Raw genomic sequence first — 18,638 nt, 5'->3', positions numbered from 1 at the left:
AACGCGAACTGAGTCGGCGCACCGCGTCCCGTTTTGCCGGAAGCCGCCGCTAGGAGCGCAGCTTCTCGGCCAGCCGCCGGTTCACCACCTCGGGCAACAGATCCGAGACGTCCCCGCCCATCGACGCGACCTCCTTGGCCAGCGACGAGGACACGAACGAGTACCGCGGTGTGGTCGCCACGAAAAACGTGTCCACCCCGGCGATGTGCTTGTTCATCTGCGCCATCTGCAGCTCGTACTCGAAGTCGGTGCCGGTGCGCAGACCCTTGACGATCGCGGTCAGTCCCCGCTCCCGGACGAAGTCGACCACCAAGCCCTGACCCGACTCCGCGCGCACATTGGGCAGGTGCGCCGTTGCCTCGGCGATCATCTCCAGGCGCTCATCCAGGCTGAACATGCCCTTCTTGGCCGGGTTGACCAACACCGCGGCCACCACCTCATCGAACTGGGCGGCTGCGCGCTCCAAGATGTCGACATGTCCCAGCGTCACCGGGTCGAAGGATCCGGGGCATACCGCACCGCTCATGGCTCAAGACGCTAGCAGCAGGCCTATACCAGTTCGGCCAGCTCCAGCCGGGTGTCGCCGTACCGGCGATCCGGCCACGCCTCCCAGCCGTCCGGCCAGCACACTGCAGAACTGGAGGCAGCGCGCTCGATCACCACCACGGTGCCCGGCCCGGCCCAGCCGCCGGCGGTCAATAACACCGGAAGGGCGTCGATGTCCGCGTCGGCGATCTCATACGGCGGGTCGGCCAGCACCAGATCCACCGGCGCAGCGGTACCGGCGGTCAGCACCGCGGCCACCGTCCCGCGGCGCAGCGTGGCACCGGCCAGTCCCAAGGCGGCGATGTTGCCGGCCAGCACGTCGGCGGCGCGGCGGTCCGATTCGACGAACAGCGCCGAGGCGGCGCCACGCGACAGCGCCTCCAACCCCAGCGCCCCCGAGCCGGCATACAGATCCAGCACCGCCATCCCGGTCAGGTCCAGCCGCGCGTCGAGCACGTTGAACAGTGCCTCACGGACCCGGTCGGTGGTCGGCCGGGTTCCGCGGGGCGGCACGGCAATCCGCCGCCCGCCCGCGGCGCCGCCGACGATGCGGGTCATCTGCGCCACTCCTCAGCATCGCTGCGCTCTGCACCGTCGTCGGCGGTCAGCTCAGCACCACCAGCAGATCGCCGCCCTCGACCTGCGCGGTCTGCGAAACGGCCACCCGCTCCACGGTCCCATCGGCCGGTGCGGTGATGGCGGCCTCCATCTTCATCGCCTCGATGGTGGCGACGGTCTGGCCCGCGGTTACCTGCTCACCCTCTGCCACCCCGATAGTCACCACGCCGGCGAACGGCGCGGCAACGTGTCCGGGCTTGCTGCGATCGGCCTTTTCGGCCACCGGCGCCTCGCTGGCCACGCTGCGGTCACGCACCTCGACCGGCCGCAGCTGGCCGTTGATGATGCACATCACCGTGCGCATGCCGCGTTCATCCGGTTCGGAGATGGCCTCCAACCCGATCAGCAGTTCCACACCGCGTTCGAGGCGCACCCGGTGCTCCTCGCCCTGCCGCAGACCGTAGAAGAACTGGTTGGCCGACAGCCCCGAGGTGTCGCCGTAGAGGTCACGGTGCGCCTCGAATTCCTTGGTGGGGCCGGGAAACAACAGCCGGTTCAGCGTCGCCTGCCGCTTCGGTCCGGACAACGCCAGCGCGGCCTCGTCATCGGCGGAGAGCTGCTGCACCTCCCGCGCCGGGCCACGCCCCGTCAATGCCTTGGTGCGCAACGGTTCCGGCCATCCACCGGCCGGCTCCCCCAGCTCCCCGCGCAGGAAACCGATCACCGAGTCGGGGATGTCCACCCGCGCCGGGTCGGCGGCGAACTCCTCAGCGCTGATGCCGGCCCCGACCAGGGCCAGCGCCAGGTCCCCCACCACCTTCGAGCTGGGGGTGACTTTGATCAGCCGGCCCAGCACCGCGTCGGCTCCGGCGTAGTTGGCTTCGATGTCCTCGAACCGGTCGGCCAGCCCCAGCGCCTTGGCCTGCTGGTGCAGGTTGGACAGCTGACCGCCGGGGATCTCATGCCGGTAGACCCGGCCGGTCGGCCCGGCCAGCCCGGATTCGAACGGGGCGTAAACCTTTCGCACCCCTTCCCAGTACGGCTCCAGGTCGCATACCGCCGACAGCGACAGGCCGGTGTCGAAATCGGTGTGCGCCGCGGCAGCCACGATCGAGCTCAGCGCGGGCTGGCTGGTGGTGCCGGCCAGTGGCGCGGACGCGCCATCGACGGCGTCGGCTCCGGCCCGCCAGGCCGCCTCGTAACTGGCCAGCTGACCGCCCGGAGTGTCATGGGTATGGACGTGGATCGGCAGGTCGAAACGGCTCCGCAGCGCACCGACCAAGGTGGTCGCCGCCGCCGGCCGCAGCAGCCCGGCCATGTCCTTGATCGCCAGCACATGCGCACCCGCGTCGACGATCTGCTCGGCCAGCTTGAGGTAGTAGTCCAAGGTGTAGAGGTCCTCGGCCGGATTGCTGAGGTCTCCGGTGTAGCACATGGCGACTTCGGCGATCGCCGAACCGGTTTCGCGCACCGCGTCGATCGCCGGACGCATCGAGCCGACATTGTTGAGGGCATCGAAGATCCGGAAGATATCGATACCGGTATCGGTTGCTTCCTGAACGAACGCCGAGCACACCGATTCCGGGTAGGGCGTGTAACCGACGGTGTTGCGGCCCCGAAGGAGCATCTGCAGGCAGATGTTGGGCAGTGCTTCACGCAGCGCGGCCAGCCGCTCCCACGGGTCCTCCTTCAAAAACCGCAGCGCCACATCGTAAGTCGCCCCGCCCCAGCACTCCACCGAAAGCAGCTGCGGGGTGGTGCGGGCGACGTACGGCGCCACATTGAGCAGCCCCTTGGTGCGCAGCCGGGTGGCCAGCAGCGACTGGTGCGCATCCCGGAACGTGGTGTCGGTGACCCCGACCGCCGGTGATTCACGCAGCCAGCGGGCGAAGCCGTCGGGCCCGAGCGCCATCAACCGCTGCTTGGAGCCCGGCGGCGGCGCACTCGCCAGATCGACCTCGGGCAGCTTGTCGCGTGGGTACACCGCCGACGGCCGGGCACCATGCGGCTGGTTGACCGTGACGTCGGCCAGATAGGTCAAGATCTTGGTGCCGCGGTCGGCCGAAGCGTGCGAGGTCAGCAGCTGTGGGCGCTCGTCGATGAACGACGTGGTCACGCGTCCGGCGCGGAAGTCGGGGTCGTCGAGCACCGCCTGCAGGAACGGGATGTTCGTCGACACCCCACGGATGCGGAACTCGGCGATCGCCCGCCGCGCCCGGTTCACCGCGGTGGGAAAGTCCCGGCCCCGGCAGGTCAGTTTGACCAGCATCGAATCGAAGTGTGGGCTGACCTCCGCGCCCAGGTTGGTGCCGCCGTCGAGGCGGATACCGGCCCCGCCCGGGCTGCGGTAGGCGGTGATCCGGCCGGTGTCGGGCCGGAAACCGTTGGCCGGGTCCTCGGTGGTGATCCGGCACTGCAGCGCCGCGCCGTGCGGCACGATGTCGTCCTGGCGCAGGCCCAGATCCGCCAGGGACTCCCCGGCGGCGACCCGCAGCTGCGCCGAGACCAGGTCGACGTCGGTGATCTCCTCGGTGACGGTGTGCTCCACCTGGATTCGCGGGTTCATCTCGATGAACACGTAGTGGCCGCGCTCGTCGAGCAGGAACTCCACCGTGCCCGCGCAGCTGTAGCCGATGTGCCTGGCAAACGCGACGGCGTCGGCACAGATCTTGTCCCGCAGCACCGGATCCAGGTTCGGTGCCGGGGCCAGCTCGACGACCTTCTGGTGCCGGCGCTGCACGCTGCAGTCCCGCTCAAACAGGTGCACCACGTTGCCGTGGGCGTCGGCGAGCACCTGCACCTCGATGTGGCGTGGGTTGATCACCGCCTGCTCGAGATACACGGTCGGATCCCCGAAGGCCGATTCGGCTTCCCGACTGGCGGCTTCGACGGCCTCGGCCAACCCACTCCGGTCGGCGACCCGGCGCATCCCACGACCACCCCCGCCCGCGACCGCCTTGACGAACAGGGGGAACGACATGTCGGCCGCGGCCGCCACCAAGTCGTCGACCGAGCGCGACGGCTCCGAGGACGCCAGCACCGGCAGGCCGGCCTCCCGCGCGGCCGCTACCGCGTGCGACTTGTTGCCGGCCAGCGCCAGCACCGCCGCGCTGGGGCCCACGAAGGTGATGCCCTCGTCGGCACAGGCCTGGGCCAGTCGCGGGTTCTCCGAGAGGAAGCCGTACCCGGGGTAGACCGCATCTGCACCGCACCGCTTGGCAGTGGCGACAATGGCCTCCACCGACAGGTAGCCACGCACCGGGTGCCCCGGCTCGCCGATCTGGTAGGACTCGTCCGCCTTGAGCCGGTGCACCGAATTGCGGTCTTCATAGGCGTAGACCGCAACCGTGTCGATTCCGAGTTCATAGGCGGCGCGGAACGCGCGGATGGCGATCTCTCCGCGGTTGGCGACCAGCACTTTGGAGATCACAGGGCACCCCTTAAATCAGCGTCAACCAGTAATCCTGAAATCGAAGGAATACCAACAGGAATAACGCGATAAACCATAACGCAGCCAACGTCCACCGCCACCGGTGCAAATACTGCAATATTTTGGGTGCACCGTCGTACTCAGAGGCGAAAGCGGCGAATATCACCAGCAGGCACATGGTGACCGCCCAGACCACCATGCAGTACGGGCACAGCGCGCCGATCCGGTACAGACTCTGGAAGATCAGCCAGTGCACGAAGCCCGCCCCGACCAGGGTGCCGGCTGCCATACCGCCCCAATACCACCGTGGCAGAGGGACTTTCGCTACCGCCAGCACCCCGGTGACCACCACGACGGTGAACGCCACGATGCCCATCAGCGGGTTGGGGAAGCCCAGCACCGATGCCTGCGGGGTGGCCATCACCGGTCCGCACGACAACACCGGGTTCAGATTGCACGACGGCACATACGACGAATCGGTGAGCAGCCGGATCTTCTCGACGGTCAGGATGAGCGAGGCGGCCAACCCGATGACCCCGGCGACCAACACCGCCCAGGCCCGGGAGGCCGCCGGCGGCGCCCCGGGTGCCGGCGGCGGTGCGGCTGAGTCGACCGCCGGAGCCGCGATGCTCACGACTCCTTGGCCGGGACGTCCATACCGGGCAGGTCGCCGACGATCTCCCGGATCTTCGAGACCAGGGCTTCCGGGGTCGACGGGCGGTAATCCTCACCGTTGATCCGCAGCGTGGGGGTGGCGTGGATGCCGGCGGCCTGGGCCATGCCGCCCACCATCTTGAGGTATTTGCCGCTGTTGATGCACGCCGGAACGCTGCCGGCCGCACCGGCTTGGCGAGCCAGTTCGATCAGACGCTTGTTGTCGGGGAACTCGGTCCCGATCTCCGACGGTTGCAGCTCCTCGGTGTACAGCGCGGTGTGGAACCGGCGGAAGGCGTCGATGCTCTCGTCGGCGACGCAGTAGGCCGCGGCACCGGCCCGCGAGGAGTAATTGTCATTCTGCGAGCGGTCCAGGATCGCGACCATGTGGTAGTCGGCCGCGATCGCCCCGCTGTCGATGAGCCGGGACACCGTCGGACCGAGCGCACGCTCGAGGTTGCCGCAGGCCGGGCAGAGGAAGTCCTCGTAGAACGACACCACAGCCTTCGGCTCGTCGGTGCCGTCGCGGGTGACCAGCTTGCTCGACGTCACCCGGATCGCCTCGCCGGCGCCGGCGCCCTTCTTGTGACTGTTAGACACCACGATGTAGCCGATGAGCCCGACCGCGAAGACCACCACGATCGCGACGAGCCCGATCTGCATGGCGAGATTGCGTTTGTGATCGGCGGCCCTCAAGCCGGAGGCGCCGGGGCGTTTGGGTTTGCTGGCCACAGTGGTCCTCGTGTTCGGTGGTCGGTTTGCGGTTCAGCGTACCGGCGTGCGCAGGCGGCCTCAGCCGCGGCTGAGGTGGGCCCGCAGCGCCGAGATCAACGCGGTGGTCGCGGTGGTGCTGCCACCGCCGAGTCCGAACAGGTTGATGAAACCGTGCGTCAACGACCGCATCCGCCGCAGATCGACGACGACCCCGGCGTCGCGCAGCAGCGTGGCGAACTGTTCGCCTTCGTCGCGCAGCGGGTCGAATCCGGCGACGGCGATCAGCGCGGGCGCCACGCCGGACAGGTCTGGGGCCAGCAGCGGCGACAGCCGCGGGTCGGTCGGATCCAGCCGTGAGCGGCCCACGTACTGGGCGGTGAACCAGTCGATGTCGTGCTTGGTCAGCAGGTAGCCGTCGGCGAAGAGCGTGCGGGAACGGGTCTGGGCCGCCATGTCGGTCACCGGGTAGATCAGCCATTGCAGGGTCGGCGCCGGTCCGCCGTCATCGCGCGCCAGCAGCGCTACCCCCGCGGCCAGGTTGCCGCCGGCGCTGTCCCCGCCCACCGCCACGCAGCCGGGGATGCCGCCCAGCTCCGCCGCGTGGTCGTGGGCCCAGCGGAACGCAGCGTAGGCGTCGTCGAGCGCGGCCGGTGCCGGGTGCTCGGGGGCCAGCCGGTAGTCGATGGACAGCACCACCACCTCGGCGTCCCGACAGGTCAGCCGGCATATCGCGTCGTGGGTGTCCAAGTCCCCGACCACGAAACCGCCGCCGTGATAGAAGACCAGCACCGGGTGCGCGGCGGTATCGCTGCTGCCGGCCGGCCGGTAGCAGCGGGCGGCGATGTCGCCGGCCGGGCCGGGCACCACGGTGTCGCGAACGTCGACATGGATGTCGGTGCCGCCGAGCCCGGCGGTCAGCTCACGGAGCTGGGCTCGGGAGGCGGCCACGTCGTCATCGGTGATGATGCCGTTGATGCCCACGGCGCGCTGCCCGGCCAGCGCCAGGCGCAAGGTGGGGTCGAGGGTGTTGCCGTCGATGGTCACCAACCGCCCGCCGGTCATCAGCCGTTGCACCCCGATCGGCAGCATCGGCGTCACCTTCATGCCGACGGTGAAGACGGTGCTCTGCAGCTGGTCGGCCCACCGCGCCGCCGCCCCGGAGGTCGGTCCGCCTGGCAGACTTCGTGGCATGACTGTTCGAAGTAACTTGCGCTCGGTCACGCTCAACGACGGTAATTCGATCCCCTCCGTCGGTTTCGGGGTTTACAAGATTTCGCCCGCCGACACCGAGCGGGCGGTGAGCACCGCACTCGCGGCGGGATACCGCCACATCGACACCGCTGCCCTGTACGCCAACGAGCGCGAGGTCGGCCGTGCCGTGGCGGCGTCCGGATTGCCGCGCGAGGAGGTGTACATCGTCACCAAGCTGTGGAACGCCGACCAGGGATACGACTCGACGCTGGCGGCATTCGACAAGAGCATGGGCCGGCTCGGCCTCGACGTGCTGGACCTGTACCTGATCCACTGGCCCCTTCCAGCCCTCGGCAAATTCGTCGACACCTTCCGGGCGCTGGCCCACCTGCGGGATCAGGGCCGGATCCGCTCGATCGGGGTGAGCAACTTCGAACCCGAGCACCTCAAGATGCTCATCGACGGCACCGGCATCGTGCCCGTCGTCAACCAGGTCGAGCTGCACCCCCGGTTCAGCCAGGCCGAACTGCGTGCGGTGCACGCCCGCCACGGCATCGCCACCGAGGCGTGGGCGCCGCTGGGCCGGGGTTCGCTGCTGGCGCACCCGACGGTCACCGAGGTCGCGCAGCGGTGCGGCAAGACACCGGCGCAGGTGCTGATCCGGTGGCACATTCAGCTCGGTAATATCGTCATTCCGAAATCGGTCAACCCTGAGCGCATCGTCAGCAACTTCGAAGTCTTCGACTTCGAACTCGGCACGGCTGAGATGGCCGCGATATCCTCGCTCGACGACGGCGCCCGTCTGGGACCCGATCCACGCACATTCGACTACACAGGTAGGTGAGATGACGCCGGGCACTTCGATCCCCACCGTCGCGCTCAACGACGGCAACACGATGCCGACTCTGGGGCTCGGGGTGGCCGAGCTGTCGGACGCCGAAACCGAGCGCGCGGTCTCGGCCGCGCTCGAGCTGGGTTGCCGGCTGATCGACACCGCCAAGGTATACGGCAACGAGGCCGCGGTGGGCCGGGCGATCGCCGCGTCGGGCATCCCCCGCGAGGAGCTGTTCGTCACCACCAAGCTGGCCAACGCCGATCAGGGTTTCACCAGCGCCATCGAGGCCTGTGGTGCCAGCGCGGAGCGGCTCGGGCTGGAGTATGTGGACCTGTACCTGATCCACTGGCCGGCTCCGCCGCTGGGCATGTACGTCGACAGCTTCGGCGGATTGATCCAGGCCAGGGAGCAGGGGCTGACCCGGTCGATCGGGGTGTGCAACTTCACCCCCGAGCACCTCAACGACGCGATCGACCTGTCGTTCGTGACGCCGGCGGTCAACCAGATCGAGCTGCACCCGCTGCTCAACCAGGCCGAGCTGCGGGCGTTCCACGCCGAGCACAACATCGTCACCGAGGCCTACAGCCCGCTGGCGGTGGGCCGGCTGCTCGACCACCCGGCGGTGACGGCGATCGCCGGCGAGTACGGCAAGACCCCCGCTCAGGTGCTGATCCGGTGGAGCCTGCAGCTGGGCAACGTGGTCATCCCGCGGTCGGCCAACCCGGAGCGCATCGCGGCCAACTTCGACGTGTTCGGCTTCGAACTGGCCGCCGAGCACATGGACGCGCTGGGCGGGCTCAACGACGGCACCCGGGTGCGCGAGGACCCGCTGACCTACACCGGGCTCTGAGCCCCTATCCGGTCGGGCACGTCCCCGCCGCCCGGCGCAGCACCTCGGCCGACGGCGCGTCGAGCCGCAGCGCGTAGCCGCGCAGGACCGCGAGGTAGGCCATGGCGTACTGGCAGGCGAACGCCTGATTCGGCGGCATCCACTGGCCCGGCCCGGCATCGCCCTTGTCCTGGTTGCCCTGCCCGGCGACCGCCAGCAGATTGGCCGGGTCGTTGGCGAAGCGCAGCCGCTGGCGGTACGACCAGCCCGAGGCGCCCATGTCCCAGGCGTAGGCCAGCGGGACGATGTGGTCGATCTGCACAGCTTCGCCGATCTTGGCGCCGCGGGTGAAGGCGACGGTGGCATTGGTGTAGGGGTCGTGCAGGGTGCCGGTGGCCACCGCCTGCGCGCAGCGCTTCGTCGACACGTGGGTGATGTCGACCAGGTCACGGTTGAGGATGTCGTTGCGGGTGTCGCAGCCGTTGTGGCCGCCGGGCGCGTCGTTGTCGTCGTCCCAGGCGTCACCGAACAGCGAACGGCGGTAGTCATAGCGGTGGGTGCGCGCCGGAACCACCGTGATCCCGGCCAGCACATCGGTGCCGGGCGCCACCGTGGGCACCCCGGACCGCGCACCCAGGGCACGGCTGCTCCTGCCCGCCGCCGACACGGTCTGAAAGGCGACGACCACGGCCAGCAGCGCCACCACGGCCAGCCACAGCAACGTTTTGCGGTTGGTCATGACTTGTCCAGGTATTCGATGTCGGTGAACGGCTCGGCCAGCACGGCTAATCCGGGATCGGACGGGTCGGTATCCCAGGCCTGCGCGCAGAACTGCCGGGCGGCTTCGATCACCTCGCCGTGATCGGCGAGCGACAACAGCTTCAACCCACCGCGCCAGCCGGACTGATTGCGGCCCAACACATCTCCCTCACCGCGCTCACGCAGGTCCAGGTCGGCCAGCGCGAACCCGTCCAGCGTGCCGGCCACGGCCTCCAGGCGCTTTCCGGCCTTGGATCCCGGGGCGCTGGAGGTCACCAGCAGGCACAGGCTGGCGTGCTGGCCGCGGCCGATCCGGCCGCGCAGCTGGTGCAGCTGGCTGATGCCGAACCAGTCGGCGTCGGCGATCAGCATCACCGTGGCGTTGGGCACGTCGACCCCGACCTCGATCACCGTGGTGCACACCAGCACATCGACTGCGCCGCTGCGGAACGCCGCCATCACCGCGTCCTTCTCGTCTGCGGTGAGCCGCCCGTGCATCAAGCCCAGCCGCAAGCCCGACAGCGGCCCGGCCCGCAGCCGATCGAACAGTCCCACCGCGGTGGCCGAGGTGCGGCCGCCCTCGTCGGTCGCGCCAGGCGTGCTGCCCTCGTCGGACTCGTCGATGCGGGGCGCCACCACGTAGGCCTGCCGGCCGGCCGCGACCTCTTCGCGGATGCGCTGCCAGGCCCGGTCCAGCCAGGCCGGTTTGTCCTTCTCGAAGATCACCGAGGACCGGATCGGTCGGCGCCCGCGGGGCAGCTCGCGCAACGTCGAGGTCTCCAGATCGCCGTAGACCGTGAGCGCTACCGTGCGCGGGATCGGCGTTGCCGTCATCACCAGCAGGTGCGGGGTGATGCCGTCGCGGGCCTTGGCGCGCAACTGGTCCCGCTGCTCGACGCCGAACCGGTGCTGTTCGTCGACGACCACCATGCCCAGCTCGTGGAACTCCACAGCGTCCTGCAGCAGGGCGTGGGTGCCCACCACGATCCCGGCGGCACCACTGTTGATCTCGGCGCGGACCTGCTTCTTGGCGCCCGCCGACATCGAGCCGGTGAGCAGCGTCACCGCGGTGGCGTTGTCGGCGCCGCCGAGCTGACCACCCATCGCCAACGGACCCAGCATGTCCCGGATCGACCGGACGTGTTGGGCGGCAAGCACTTCGGTAGGGGCAAGCAACGCGCACTGATATCCCGCATCGACCATCTGCAGCATCGCCAGCAGCGCCACGATCGTCTTGCCGGAGCCGACCTCACCCTGCAGCAATCGGTTCATCGGACGCGGCGCAGCGAGCTCGGCCGCCAACACGTCAAGCACGTCTCGCTGCCCGGCGGTGAGCTCGAACGGCAAGCGGCCCAGCAGCTCCGCGGCCAGCCCGTCGATTCGCGGCGCCGCCGGCGGGCCGGATTGGGACAGTTCGCTGTTGCGGCGCATCGCCAGCGCCCACTGCAGGCCGAACGCTTCGTCGACGGCCAGCCGATCGCGGGCGCGGTCGCGTTCGGCGGCGTTCTCCGCCAGATGGATCGCCCGCAGCGCTTCGTCTTCGCCGAGCAGACCGCGTTCGGTGCGCACCACCGCCGGCAGCGGATCGGGAACCGGATCGAGCACTGCAAGAACCTGCCGGACACAGGCGAAGATGTCCCAGCTCTGCAGTTTCGCGGTGGCGGGATAGATCGGGTAGCAGCTGCGCTCGAAGTCCGCGTGGTTGAGCTGCCCGCTGACTTTTTGAGATGCGTCGGCGATATTGCGCAGGGAACTGCTGCCGAAGTGACCGTTCTGCGCTGTCCCGTCGGCTTCCTTGAGTACCAAGAAGTCCGGGTGGGTGAGCTGGATCGCGCCCCGGTACAGCTTGACCTCACCGGAGAGCATCACCCGGGTGCCAGGTGTCAGCCGCCAGCGCAGGCCTTTGGGGTTGAAGAACGTCGCACTGACCCTGTTGCGGCCAGTTCCGACGGTGACGACGAGGAATTTGCCCTTACGGCGCTGCATGTCCTTGAGCACGGCCGAGCCGATGGTGTCGACGACGGTGATGTGGTCGCCTTCGACGGGGCGGCTATCGGCGGCCCGGCGGACTCCGGCGCCTTCGACGTAGCTGCGCGGGTAGTGCCGCAACAGCTCGCCGACGGTGCGGATGCCGAACGCATCGTCGAGCTTTGCCGCAGCGTCGGAGCCGATGACGAAATCCAGCCGGTCACGCAACGTGGCCATCGCTACTCGACCCCGATCAGCAGGGCGTCGCCCCGATGCCCGGTGAGGTAGGTCGCCAGTTCTATTCCGGGATGCTGATCATGTACATGGGCCGCGAGCACGTCGACGACATCGCTGTCCGCACCGTCGGGACCGGCTCCAACCAGCACCGTGACCAGCTCACCGCCGGCCGCCAGCAACAGGTCGATCAGGCCGATCGCCGCCGCGCCGACATCGCCGGCCACGATCAGCACCTCGTCACCGGCGATGGCCAGCCCGTCACCGGGCCGGCAGGTGCCGGCCCACGTCAGCGCCTGCTCGGTGGCGACCCGCACCGAACCGTGCCGGGTGCTGCCTGCCGCCCGCGCCATGGTGTAGCCGTCGTCGACCACCGGCCGGCCCGGATCGTGGACCGCCAGCGCCGACAACCCCTGCACCATCGAGCCGGACGGGACCGGCACCACGTCGATGCCCCAGCCGATGGCCGCCGTGCACCCGGCAACCAGCTCCTCGGCGGCGACGTACCCGTTGGGCAGCAGCATCACCTGGGCGGCGCCGGTGTCGACCACCGCGCGCAGCAGCTGCTGGGCGGTGACCATGGTCGCGGGGTCGGCGCTGTGCGGGTCCGGCCGCAGCACGCAGGCGCCCTCGGAGGCGAATAGCTCCTGCGCCCCTTCACCGTCGACCACGGCGAGCACCGCACGCTCCCGGGCCCAACTGCCCGGCGGCAGGCCGGTGGCCCCGCCCAGCGCCGAGATCTGGATCCGCCGCGGCCGGCCGAACGCCAGGCCCGCCTCCACGGCGGCACCGGCGTCGTCGGTGTGCACGTGCACCGAATAGCCGCCGACCACCCCCGAGGTCGCGATCGCCACCGAATCACCGAGCTGGGTCAGCCGTTCGCGCAACGCGTCGGTGTCGTCGGGGCCGCACTCGCCGAGCAGGTACATCACCTCGAATTGCGGCCCGGGCGCCTCGGTGACCGCTTCCGGCGGGCGGGGCCGCGGGGACGGCTGATAAACCTGCCGAACGGGTGCCTGCCCGGTGATCGTCGACCGCAACGCGTCGAGCAACACCAGCAGGCCGCGGCCGCCGGCATCGACCACCCCGGCTTGCGCCAGTACATCGAGCTGTTCGGTGGTCTGCTCCAATGCCTCGGCCGCGGCGTCCGTGGCGGCCGTGATCGCCGCACCCAACCCGGCGCCGTGCGCCGCGCACTGCTCGATGGCCACCGCCGCGGCGTGCAGCACCGACACGATGGTTCCCGGCACTTCCCGGCCGCCCATCGAGGTGATCACCAGCTCGACCCCGTGCCGCAGGCCGGCACCCAACAGCGCGGCGTCGACGTCGGCTGCACGGGTGCCGTCGGCGGCGGTCACGTCCGCCAAGCCGCGCAAGATCTGCGACAGGATCACCCCGGAGTTGCCGCGTGCGCCGTGCAGGGCACCTGCCGACAGCGCGGCCGCGACGCGGGCCACCTCACCGGAGGCGGCCTCGGTGTTGGCCTCGGCCAGGGCCGAGCGCATGGTGAACAGCATGTTGGTGCCGGTGTCGGAATCGGCGACCGGGAAGACGTTGAGCTGGTTGATCTCGTCGGTGTGGGTGATCAGATCGCCGACAGCGGTGTGCGCCCAGTCCCGCAAGGTGGCCGCATCCAGCCGACGTTCGGGGTTGCCCACCTGCACGCACCTTCCTGCCGCCACCTTCGGTGGCTGCAAGCCTAATCATTGCGGGCGACGCCACAGGTCACACCGCTTCGCGGGCTGCAGCGGGCCGTTTTGGTGGTTGCCCGGCCTGCCGGGTATCCTGATCAGGTTGTCGGGCCACCCGCTCGTTAGGTTGTTGGCCCTCAAGCAGACGTTTTGAGGAGTGTCACATATGGCTGCCGTGTGCGATATCTGCGGAAAGGGCCCCGGCTTCGGCAAGTCGGTGTCGCACTCGCACCGTCGGACCAGCCGCCGGTGGGACCCGAACATTCAGACCGTGCACGCCGCCCGTCCCGGCGGCAACAAGCAGCGCCTGAACGCCTGCACCTCGTGCATCAAGGCCGGCAAGGTCGTGCGCGGCTAAATAGTCGCGCGGTTGTGTCATTGCAGCCCTGAGAACGCCGACGGGCTTTACCGGCGGGCGCCGGGCGCCATATCGAGTCGGCGTCGGTAGGAATGCGTGAGGACGTTTCGGTGGTCTAGGGAAGCCGCCAGTCGATCGGCTCGGCGCCCAGCTGGGTCAGCAGCTCGTTGGCGCGGCTGAACGGCCGCGAACCGAAGAACCCCCGCGACGCCGACAGCGGCGAGGGGTGCGGTGACTCGATCGCGACACACTTGTCGGCCAGCATCGGCTTCAGCGTCCCCGCGTCGCGCCCCCACAGAATCGCCACCATCGGCTGCTCACGGGCTACCAGCGCGCGGATCGCGCACTCGGTGACCGCCTCCCACCCCTTGCCGCGGTGTGACGCCGGATTGCCTGGCCGCACCGTGAGCACCCTGTTGAGCAGCAGCACACCGCGCTGCGCCCACGCGGAAAGATCGCCGTTGGCGGGCCTGGGGTAGCCGAGGTCGGCGGTGTACTCGGTGAAGATGTTCTCCAGGCTGCGCGGCAGCGGCCGCACCTGCGGAGCCACCGAGAAACTCAGTCCCACCGCGTGCCCGGGTGTCGGATAGGGATCCTGCCCGACGATCAGCACCCGCACGGCGTCGAACGGAAAGGTGAAGGCTCGCAACACATTGGGCCCGTCCGGAAGGTAGCCGCGCCCGGCTGCGATCTCTTCACGCAGGAACTTGCCCATCAAGGCCACCTGCTCGGTCACCGGCGCCAGGGCCGCGGCCCAACCGCTCTCGACGAGTTCAGGAAGTGGACGCGCGCTCATGGTGTCTCAACGTAACGGGGCGCCGGAACCGTATGACTGCCAGCCCGCATCCCCCTCCCACGGCGCCCCGTCGACCAGCACCCGGGCCGGTCCGTCGAGCACCTGCCCGATCACCCGCCAGCCGGCCGGAACCGCGCCGGGAAACGCCGCGACCAGCGCATGGTCCTCTCCCCCGCCCAGCACCCATGACCACGCCTCGGCGCCAACCGCAGTGGCGACCGGTGCCAGCGCCTGCTGATCGGCGGCCAGCGCCGCGGTGAACACCTCGATCGTCACCTGCGATGCGGTGGCCACATGGCCCAGGTCGGCCAGCAGACCGTCGGAGACGTCGGTCATGGCCTGCGCGCCGGCGTCAGCGGCCACCACGCCCTGCCCGTAGGGCGGCTCCGGGACGAGGTGGCGGCGGCGCAGCGCCTCGAAATCGGCCACACCGTCGCGCAACAGCCGAAAGCCCGCCGCCGACCGGCCCAGCTCGCCGGCCACCGCTACCGTCGCGCCGGGCCGCGCCCCGGACCGCAGCACCGGCGCGCGGCCGGCCAGATCGCCGAGGACCGTCACCGACACGATCCAGGAATCGGCCTCGACCAGGTCACCGCCGACCACCCCAGCACCGAACCGCCCAGCTTCGGCCCACATGCCGTCCGCCACGGCGGCGGCATCGGCGGCCCGCGTGGCCGCGGGGGCGCCGAATGCCACGACGAACGCGGTGGGGCGGGCGCCCATCGCCTCGATGTCGGCGGCATTCTGCGCGATCGCCTTGCGCCCGATGTCGTGCGGAGCCGACCAGTCCAGCCGGAAATGCCGGCCTTCCACCAGCATGTCGGTGGAGACGACGGTCCGGCCATCGGCGCACCGCACCACCGCCGCGTCGTCGCCGGGGCCCACTTCGGTCGCACTGGGCTGACGGCGACCGGCCACCAGCCGGTCGATCATGGGAAACTCTCCAAGCTGACCCAGCGTGGGCTCGCTACCGCGCACAGCCACCGAGTCTAGGGGCGACCGAAAGGACGGGGCCATGACCGACGCCGACGGGCCGCCGCGGTTCGCGCTGATCGCCGCCCTGGTCGTCGCCGTCGCCGCGGTGAGCGCCGCGCTGGCGGTGGCGGCCGCCCACCGGCCGGGCGGGCAACCGGCTGAACCGATCCGGCTTGCGGTGGTGCCGGCCCCGCACGCCGGCGACGCGGCCTGCCACGCCGTGCTCGACGCGCTGCCCGAGCAGCTGGGCGACTATCGGCGCGCCGAGATCGCCCCACCGGCACCCGAAGGCGCGGCGGCCTGGACAGCCGGCGCCGAGGAGACGGTGGTGCTGCGCTGCGGACTGGACCGGCCGGCCGACTTCGTGGTCGGCTCGCCCATCCAGGTGGTCGATCGCGTGCAGTGGTTCGAGGTCCGCGAAGGAGAACGCGCCACCTGGTATGCCGTCGATCGCAAGGTCTATCTGGCGCTGACCCTGCCCCGCGGTTCCGGGCCCGCGCCGATTCAGGAGCTGTCCGATCTGATCGCCGAGAATCTGGACGCAGTGCCGATCCGGCCGGGTCCGGCACGTTAGCCGCCACCTTAAACCGCGGCCGATAAGGTAGCTCGGGTGCCAGGTTCTGAGCCGGTCTACCGTCCCGGTTACGCGCCGGACAATGTCGCGGTCGGTTACCGAGGCCTGGGCACGCGCCGTCGAATTCTGGAGTGCGCCGGGCGCCTTTTCGTCGCGCGCGGCTACCACGGCACGTCGATCGATGCGATCGCCGAAGAAGTGGGCAGTTCCCGCGCCGCCATCTACCAGTACTTCCACAGCAAAGACGACATCTTCGGCGAGCTCTACCGCCAATGCGAACCGGACGTACTCGCCCACGGCCGGCGCCTCGGGCGGCTCGCACCCGACGCCGACGGCCTGCGCAACCTGCATCAGTGGCTGCTGGAGTGGGCCGACATGTACGACAGGTACGCGATGGTGTTTTTGGAGCTACCCGGAATCGGCCCGGTCGAGGGAAGCCCCCAAATCGACGCCGGGCGAATCTCCGTTGAGTACGCAGCGACGATCAGCGCCAAACTGCACGACGCGGGAGTCTGCGGCATTGAACCCGACGACGCGGCCGATGTGCTGATCCGAATAGTGCACATGGTCAATCTGTATCGCTTTCGCGCCATGTTCGGCCTGTGCTCCAGCACGCGTACCTCGGCGTCGCTCGCCATCGCCCTGCAGCTGCTGCTCTTCCCCGAGACACCCGACGAGGTATTGGAAACAGTGGCGGCACCCCCGATGCCGGACGCCGGTCCCCGCACGGCGCCCGAAGTGACTGACGCCGTTGTAGCGCAGGCAGATCCGGGCGCCGGGCCGCCGGTGCGCCAAGAGATTCTGGTGGCCGCCTCGGCGCTGTTCTTCGCTCACGGCTACCACTCAACCTCCATGCGTGACATCGCCGCGGCGGCAGATACCAGCCGGGCCACGCTGTATCGCTACTTCAGCACCAAGGTGGCCATCCTCGCCGAACTCAGCGACCAAGCCATCGCCAAGGGCCGGTCACTCGCCGACGAGCTTCGCGCACTCGCCCACACCGGCATCGGCGCGGAGTCGCTTCAGGATTGGCTGACACGGTTCGTCACCTTCCAGCGTGCCTACGCGGGAGTCACCCGCACTTGGTACGACGGCACCTTGGCGCAGCAGTTGCCCGTCGACAGGTACCGAGCCGGCAATGAGAGCTTCCATAGGGCCACAGTGACTTTGGTCGAGCGTGTCCAACTGCCGGCTGGCCTGGACATGACAGTGTCCGCTGCGGTTTTCCTTGCGGTGCTGGGCAGGCTGACCGACCTTTCGTTGTCGCATCACCCGGAGCGCAACGACGCCGACACCGCGGCCCTGATGATGACCGTGCTGCGCCGCACCCTGCTGCGCGCCGCTTTCACGCCTCCAGGGTGAGAGGCAGGCAGTCCAGGCCGACGTTGCCGCTGGGCCAGCGCACCCGCGGCGTCGCGCCGGGTGTGATGTGGTAGCGCGGGATGCGTTTATGCCACTCCCGGTAGATGATCTGCATCTCCAGCCGGGCCAGGTGCGCGCCCAAGCAGCGGTGCGGGCCCAGGCCAAAACTGGTATGGCGGTTGGTGCTGCGGTGGAAGTCGATGGTCTGCGGGTCGGGAAAGTCGGCCTCATCGCGGTTGGCTACCGCCAGATAGCTGCTGATCATGGTGCCGGCCGGCCAGGTCGTGGTTCCCAGCGTGGCGGTCGCCGTGGTCACCCGCGGGACGAACGGGGACGGCGGATCCAACCGCAGCAGCTCCTCGGTTGCGGCGGCGATCAGCGACGGATCGTCGACGAGTTCTTGGCGCTTGTCGGCGTTTTCCGCCAACCGTTGCATTCCAAAACCCAACGCGTCTTTGACGGTGTCCACACCGGCCAGCACCAGCAGGAAGCACACGCCGATCACGTCATCGTCGGTCAACGCGTCCGGGCCGGACAGCTTCAGCAGCCGGGTGAGCACGTCGTCGCTGTTGCCGAGTCGGACACGACGCTGCCGCACCAACCCCGCGAGGCAGTCGAACAGTTCGGCCGCGGCCTGCAGCCCGTTGCGGGCGGCTTCGGCGTCGGATGTCACCGACGCCGACGGAGCGGCCCGCCCAAGGACTCCATCCTTCCATTCGACGAACTGGTGGCGCATGTCTGACGGAAGCCCGACGACGGTGAAGAAGGCGTCAGCGGCGAAGACTGCGGCAACCTCGGCGATAAAGTCGCAGTGGCCGCGTTCGGCGATCGGTTCGATGAGGCCGGCGGCGCGCCGGCGCAACTCGGGTTCGTGCGGTGTGATCATGCGTGGACTGAACAACGGCTGCAGGATGCGCCGATAGCGCGTCTGCTCCGGCGGGTCGAGGGCCAGCGGTACCAGCGGCACCGGGCAGCTCAACACGCCGAACGCCGTCTTCGACGAGAACATCACCGGGTCCTTCAGCACCTCTTCGACCAGCGCGCGGCCGGTAACGGCATAGCCGTCGTCGACCACAGCCAGAGGGCACCGGCCGACGAGTTCCCATGCGGCATCACGGGACTCGGCCACCGGCAGGTCCGCCGCGGCAAACGTAGGAGTGGTGC

At 69.4% G+C, this 18,638-nt stretch carries 17 protein-coding genes; 5 read left to right on the top strand and 12 right to left on the bottom strand.

The genetic code is table 11. The features are described from left to right. Nucleotides 1–49: 49 nt before the first annotated feature. Genes coaD through AC5Y4Q_RS05725 form a run of 6 tightly spaced genes read right to left on the bottom strand, consistent with a single transcriptional unit; the run spans nt 50 to nt 7,093 of the window. Nucleotides 50–526, bottom strand: coding sequence for a pantetheine-phosphate adenylyltransferase (gene coaD / locus AC5Y4Q_RS05750; protein ID WP_125225324.1), 477 nt, complete (start codon nt 524–526; stop codon nt 50–52). A gap of 23 nt (nt 527–549) precedes the next feature. After that, a complete protein-coding gene (gene rsmD, locus AC5Y4Q_RS05745) occupies nt 550–1,104 on the bottom strand; it encodes a 16S rRNA (guanine(966)-N(2))-methyltransferase RsmD (RefSeq protein ID WP_064919826.1) in 555 nt (184 codons plus the stop codon). A 46-nt stretch (nt 1,105–1,150) separates the two neighbouring features. After that, on the bottom strand, nt 1,151–4,534 hold the full coding sequence (locus AC5Y4Q_RS05740) for a pyruvate carboxylase (RefSeq protein ID WP_064919823.1): 3,384 nt from the start codon (nt 4,532–4,534) through the stop codon (nt 1,151–1,153). Nucleotides 4,535–4,544: 10 nt separating this feature from the next. After that, nucleotides 4,545–5,168, bottom strand: a complete 624-nt coding sequence (locus AC5Y4Q_RS05735) for a vitamin K epoxide reductase family protein (RefSeq protein WP_064919822.1) — start codon at nt 5,166–5,168, stop codon at nt 4,545–4,547. Further along, nucleotides 5,165–5,920 (bottom strand): DsbA family protein, encoded by a 756-nt coding sequence (locus AC5Y4Q_RS05730; RefSeq protein ID WP_064919821.1) that lies wholly within the window; start codon nt 5,918–5,920, stop codon nt 5,165–5,167. Before AC5Y4Q_RS05730 ends, AC5Y4Q_RS05735 begins: the two co-directional genes overlap by 4 nt. A 60-nt stretch (nt 5,921–5,980) precedes the next feature. Beyond that, entirely contained in the window at nt 5,981–7,093 is a 1,113-nt protein-coding gene (locus AC5Y4Q_RS05725; protein ID WP_125225325.1) for an alpha/beta hydrolase, read from the bottom strand. Between AC5Y4Q_RS05725 and AC5Y4Q_RS05720 the strand changes: the two genes are divergently transcribed. Both AC5Y4Q_RS05720 and AC5Y4Q_RS05715 read left to right on the top strand, forming a co-directional pair. Further along, nucleotides 7,092–7,937 carry an aldo/keto reductase gene (locus AC5Y4Q_RS05720; RefSeq protein WP_064919819.1) on the top strand — a complete coding sequence of 282 codons (846 nt, stop codon included), beginning with the start codon at nt 7,092–7,094 and terminating at the stop codon, nt 7,935–7,937. The two genes, AC5Y4Q_RS05725 and AC5Y4Q_RS05720, sit on opposite strands and share 2 nt — an antisense overlap. A 1-nt stretch (nt 7,938) precedes the next feature. Continuing rightward, the gene (locus AC5Y4Q_RS05715; protein WP_125225326.1) at nt 7,939–8,778 is read left to right on the top strand and encodes an aldo/keto reductase; all 840 of its coding nucleotides are present in this window, start codon (nt 7,939–7,941) and stop codon (nt 8,776–8,778) included. 4 nt (nt 8,779–8,782) lie between these two features. Here AC5Y4Q_RS05715 and AC5Y4Q_RS05710 read toward each other — a convergent pair whose 3' ends face one another. From AC5Y4Q_RS05710 to AC5Y4Q_RS05700, 3 genes are read right to left on the bottom strand one after another with little or no spacing between them, the layout of a single operon-like run. Further along, nucleotides 8,783–9,496: an HNH endonuclease family protein gene (locus AC5Y4Q_RS05710; RefSeq protein ID WP_125225327.1), complete on the bottom strand. Its 714-nt coding sequence runs from the start codon at nt 9,494–9,496 to the stop codon at nt 8,783–8,785. Continuing rightward, a complete protein-coding gene (gene recG, locus AC5Y4Q_RS05705) occupies nt 9,493–11,721 on the bottom strand; it encodes an ATP-dependent DNA helicase RecG (RefSeq protein WP_125225328.1) in 2,229 nt (742 codons plus the stop codon). The genes AC5Y4Q_RS05710 and recG overlap by 4 nt, the downstream gene beginning before the upstream one ends. A gap of 2 nt (nt 11,722–11,723) precedes the next feature. Continuing rightward, nucleotides 11,724–13,376, bottom strand: a complete 1,653-nt coding sequence (locus AC5Y4Q_RS05700) for a DAK2 domain-containing protein (protein WP_065019086.1) — start codon at nt 13,374–13,376, stop codon at nt 11,724–11,726. 199 nt (nt 13,377–13,575) lie between these two features. On the opposite strand from AC5Y4Q_RS05700, the gene rpmB reads away from it, so the two are divergent. Beyond that, on the top strand, nt 13,576–13,767 hold the full coding sequence (gene rpmB, locus AC5Y4Q_RS05695; protein ID WP_064923574.1) for a 50S ribosomal protein L28: 192 nt from the start codon (nt 13,576–13,578) through the stop codon (nt 13,765–13,767). A gap of 115 nt (nt 13,768–13,882) precedes the next feature. On the opposite strand, the gene AC5Y4Q_RS05690 is transcribed toward rpmB, so the two are convergent. Together AC5Y4Q_RS05690 and AC5Y4Q_RS05685 are read right to left on the bottom strand one after the other, a co-directional pair. Then, nucleotides 13,883–14,563, bottom strand: coding sequence for a uracil-DNA glycosylase (locus AC5Y4Q_RS05690; protein ID WP_064923576.1), 681 nt, complete (start codon nt 14,561–14,563; stop codon nt 13,883–13,885). 6 nt (nt 14,564–14,569) lie between these two features. Continuing rightward, a complete protein-coding gene (locus AC5Y4Q_RS05685; protein ID WP_064923578.1) occupies nt 14,570–15,580 on the bottom strand; it encodes a thiamine-phosphate kinase in 1,011 nt (336 codons plus the stop codon). Between AC5Y4Q_RS05685 and AC5Y4Q_RS05680 the strand changes: the two genes are divergently transcribed. Together AC5Y4Q_RS05680 and AC5Y4Q_RS05675 are read left to right on the top strand one after the other, a co-directional pair. Beyond that, the gene (locus tag AC5Y4Q_RS05680; protein WP_064923580.1) at nt 15,579–16,112 is read left to right on the top strand and encodes a DUF3515 domain-containing protein; all 534 of its coding nucleotides are present in this window, start codon (nt 15,579–15,581) and stop codon (nt 16,110–16,112) included. The genes AC5Y4Q_RS05685 and AC5Y4Q_RS05680 overlap by 2 nt on opposite strands. Nucleotides 16,113–16,148: 36 nt before the next feature. Further along, nucleotides 16,149–17,474, top strand: a complete 1,326-nt coding sequence (locus tag AC5Y4Q_RS05675; RefSeq protein WP_064923583.1) for a TetR/AcrR family transcriptional regulator — start codon at nt 16,149–16,151, stop codon at nt 17,472–17,474. On the opposite strand, the gene AC5Y4Q_RS05670 is transcribed toward AC5Y4Q_RS05675, so the two are convergent. Continuing rightward, nucleotides 17,458–18,603, bottom strand: a complete 1,146-nt coding sequence (locus AC5Y4Q_RS05670) for a cytochrome P450 (protein WP_082952732.1) — start codon at nt 18,601–18,603, stop codon at nt 17,458–17,460. The two genes, AC5Y4Q_RS05675 and AC5Y4Q_RS05670, sit on opposite strands and share 17 nt — an antisense overlap. Nucleotides 18,604–18,638: the final 35 nt, after the last annotated feature.

The organism is Mycobacterium sp. NGS16 (assembly GCF_059813225.1).
This window is presented reverse-complemented; position numbering and strand designations above follow the sequence as displayed.

Coding starts and splice junctions, on each gene's coding strand:
- recG (WP_125225328.1), bottom strand. CDS start 11,721: ATGGCCACGTTGCGTGACCGGCTGGATTTCGTCATCGGCTCCGACGCT.
- AC5Y4Q_RS05680 (WP_064923580.1), top strand. CDS start 15,579: ATGACCGACGCCGACGGGCCGCCGCGGTTCGCGCTGATCGCCGCCCTG.
- AC5Y4Q_RS05720 (WP_064919819.1), top strand. CDS start 7,092: ATGACTGTTCGAAGTAACTTGCGCTCGGTCACGCTCAACGACGGTAAT.
- AC5Y4Q_RS05710 (WP_125225327.1), bottom strand. CDS start 9,496: ATGACCAACCGCAAAACGTTGCTGTGGCTGGCCGTGGTGGCGCTGCTG.
- AC5Y4Q_RS05715 (WP_125225326.1), top strand. CDS start 7,939: ATGACGCCGGGCACTTCGATCCCCACCGTCGCGCTCAACGACGGCAAC.
- AC5Y4Q_RS05725 (WP_125225325.1), bottom strand. CDS start 7,093: ATGCCACGAAGTCTGCCAGGCGGACCGACCTCCGGGGCGGCGGCGCGG.
- rsmD (WP_064919826.1), bottom strand. CDS start 1,104: ATGACCCGCATCGTCGGCGGCGCCGCGGGCGGGCGGCGGATTGCCGTG.
- coaD (WP_125225324.1), bottom strand. CDS start 526: ATGAGCGGTGCGGTATGCCCCGGATCCTTCGACCCGGTGACGCTGGGA.
- rpmB (WP_064923574.1), top strand. CDS start 13,576: ATGGCTGCCGTGTGCGATATCTGCGGAAAGGGCCCCGGCTTCGGCAAG.
- AC5Y4Q_RS05685 (WP_064923578.1), bottom strand. CDS start 15,580: ATGGCCCCGTCCTTTCGGTCGCCCCTAGACTCGGTGGCTGTGCGCGGT.
- AC5Y4Q_RS05690 (WP_064923576.1), bottom strand. CDS start 14,563: ATGAGCGCGCGTCCACTTCCTGAACTCGTCGAGAGCGGTTGGGCCGCG.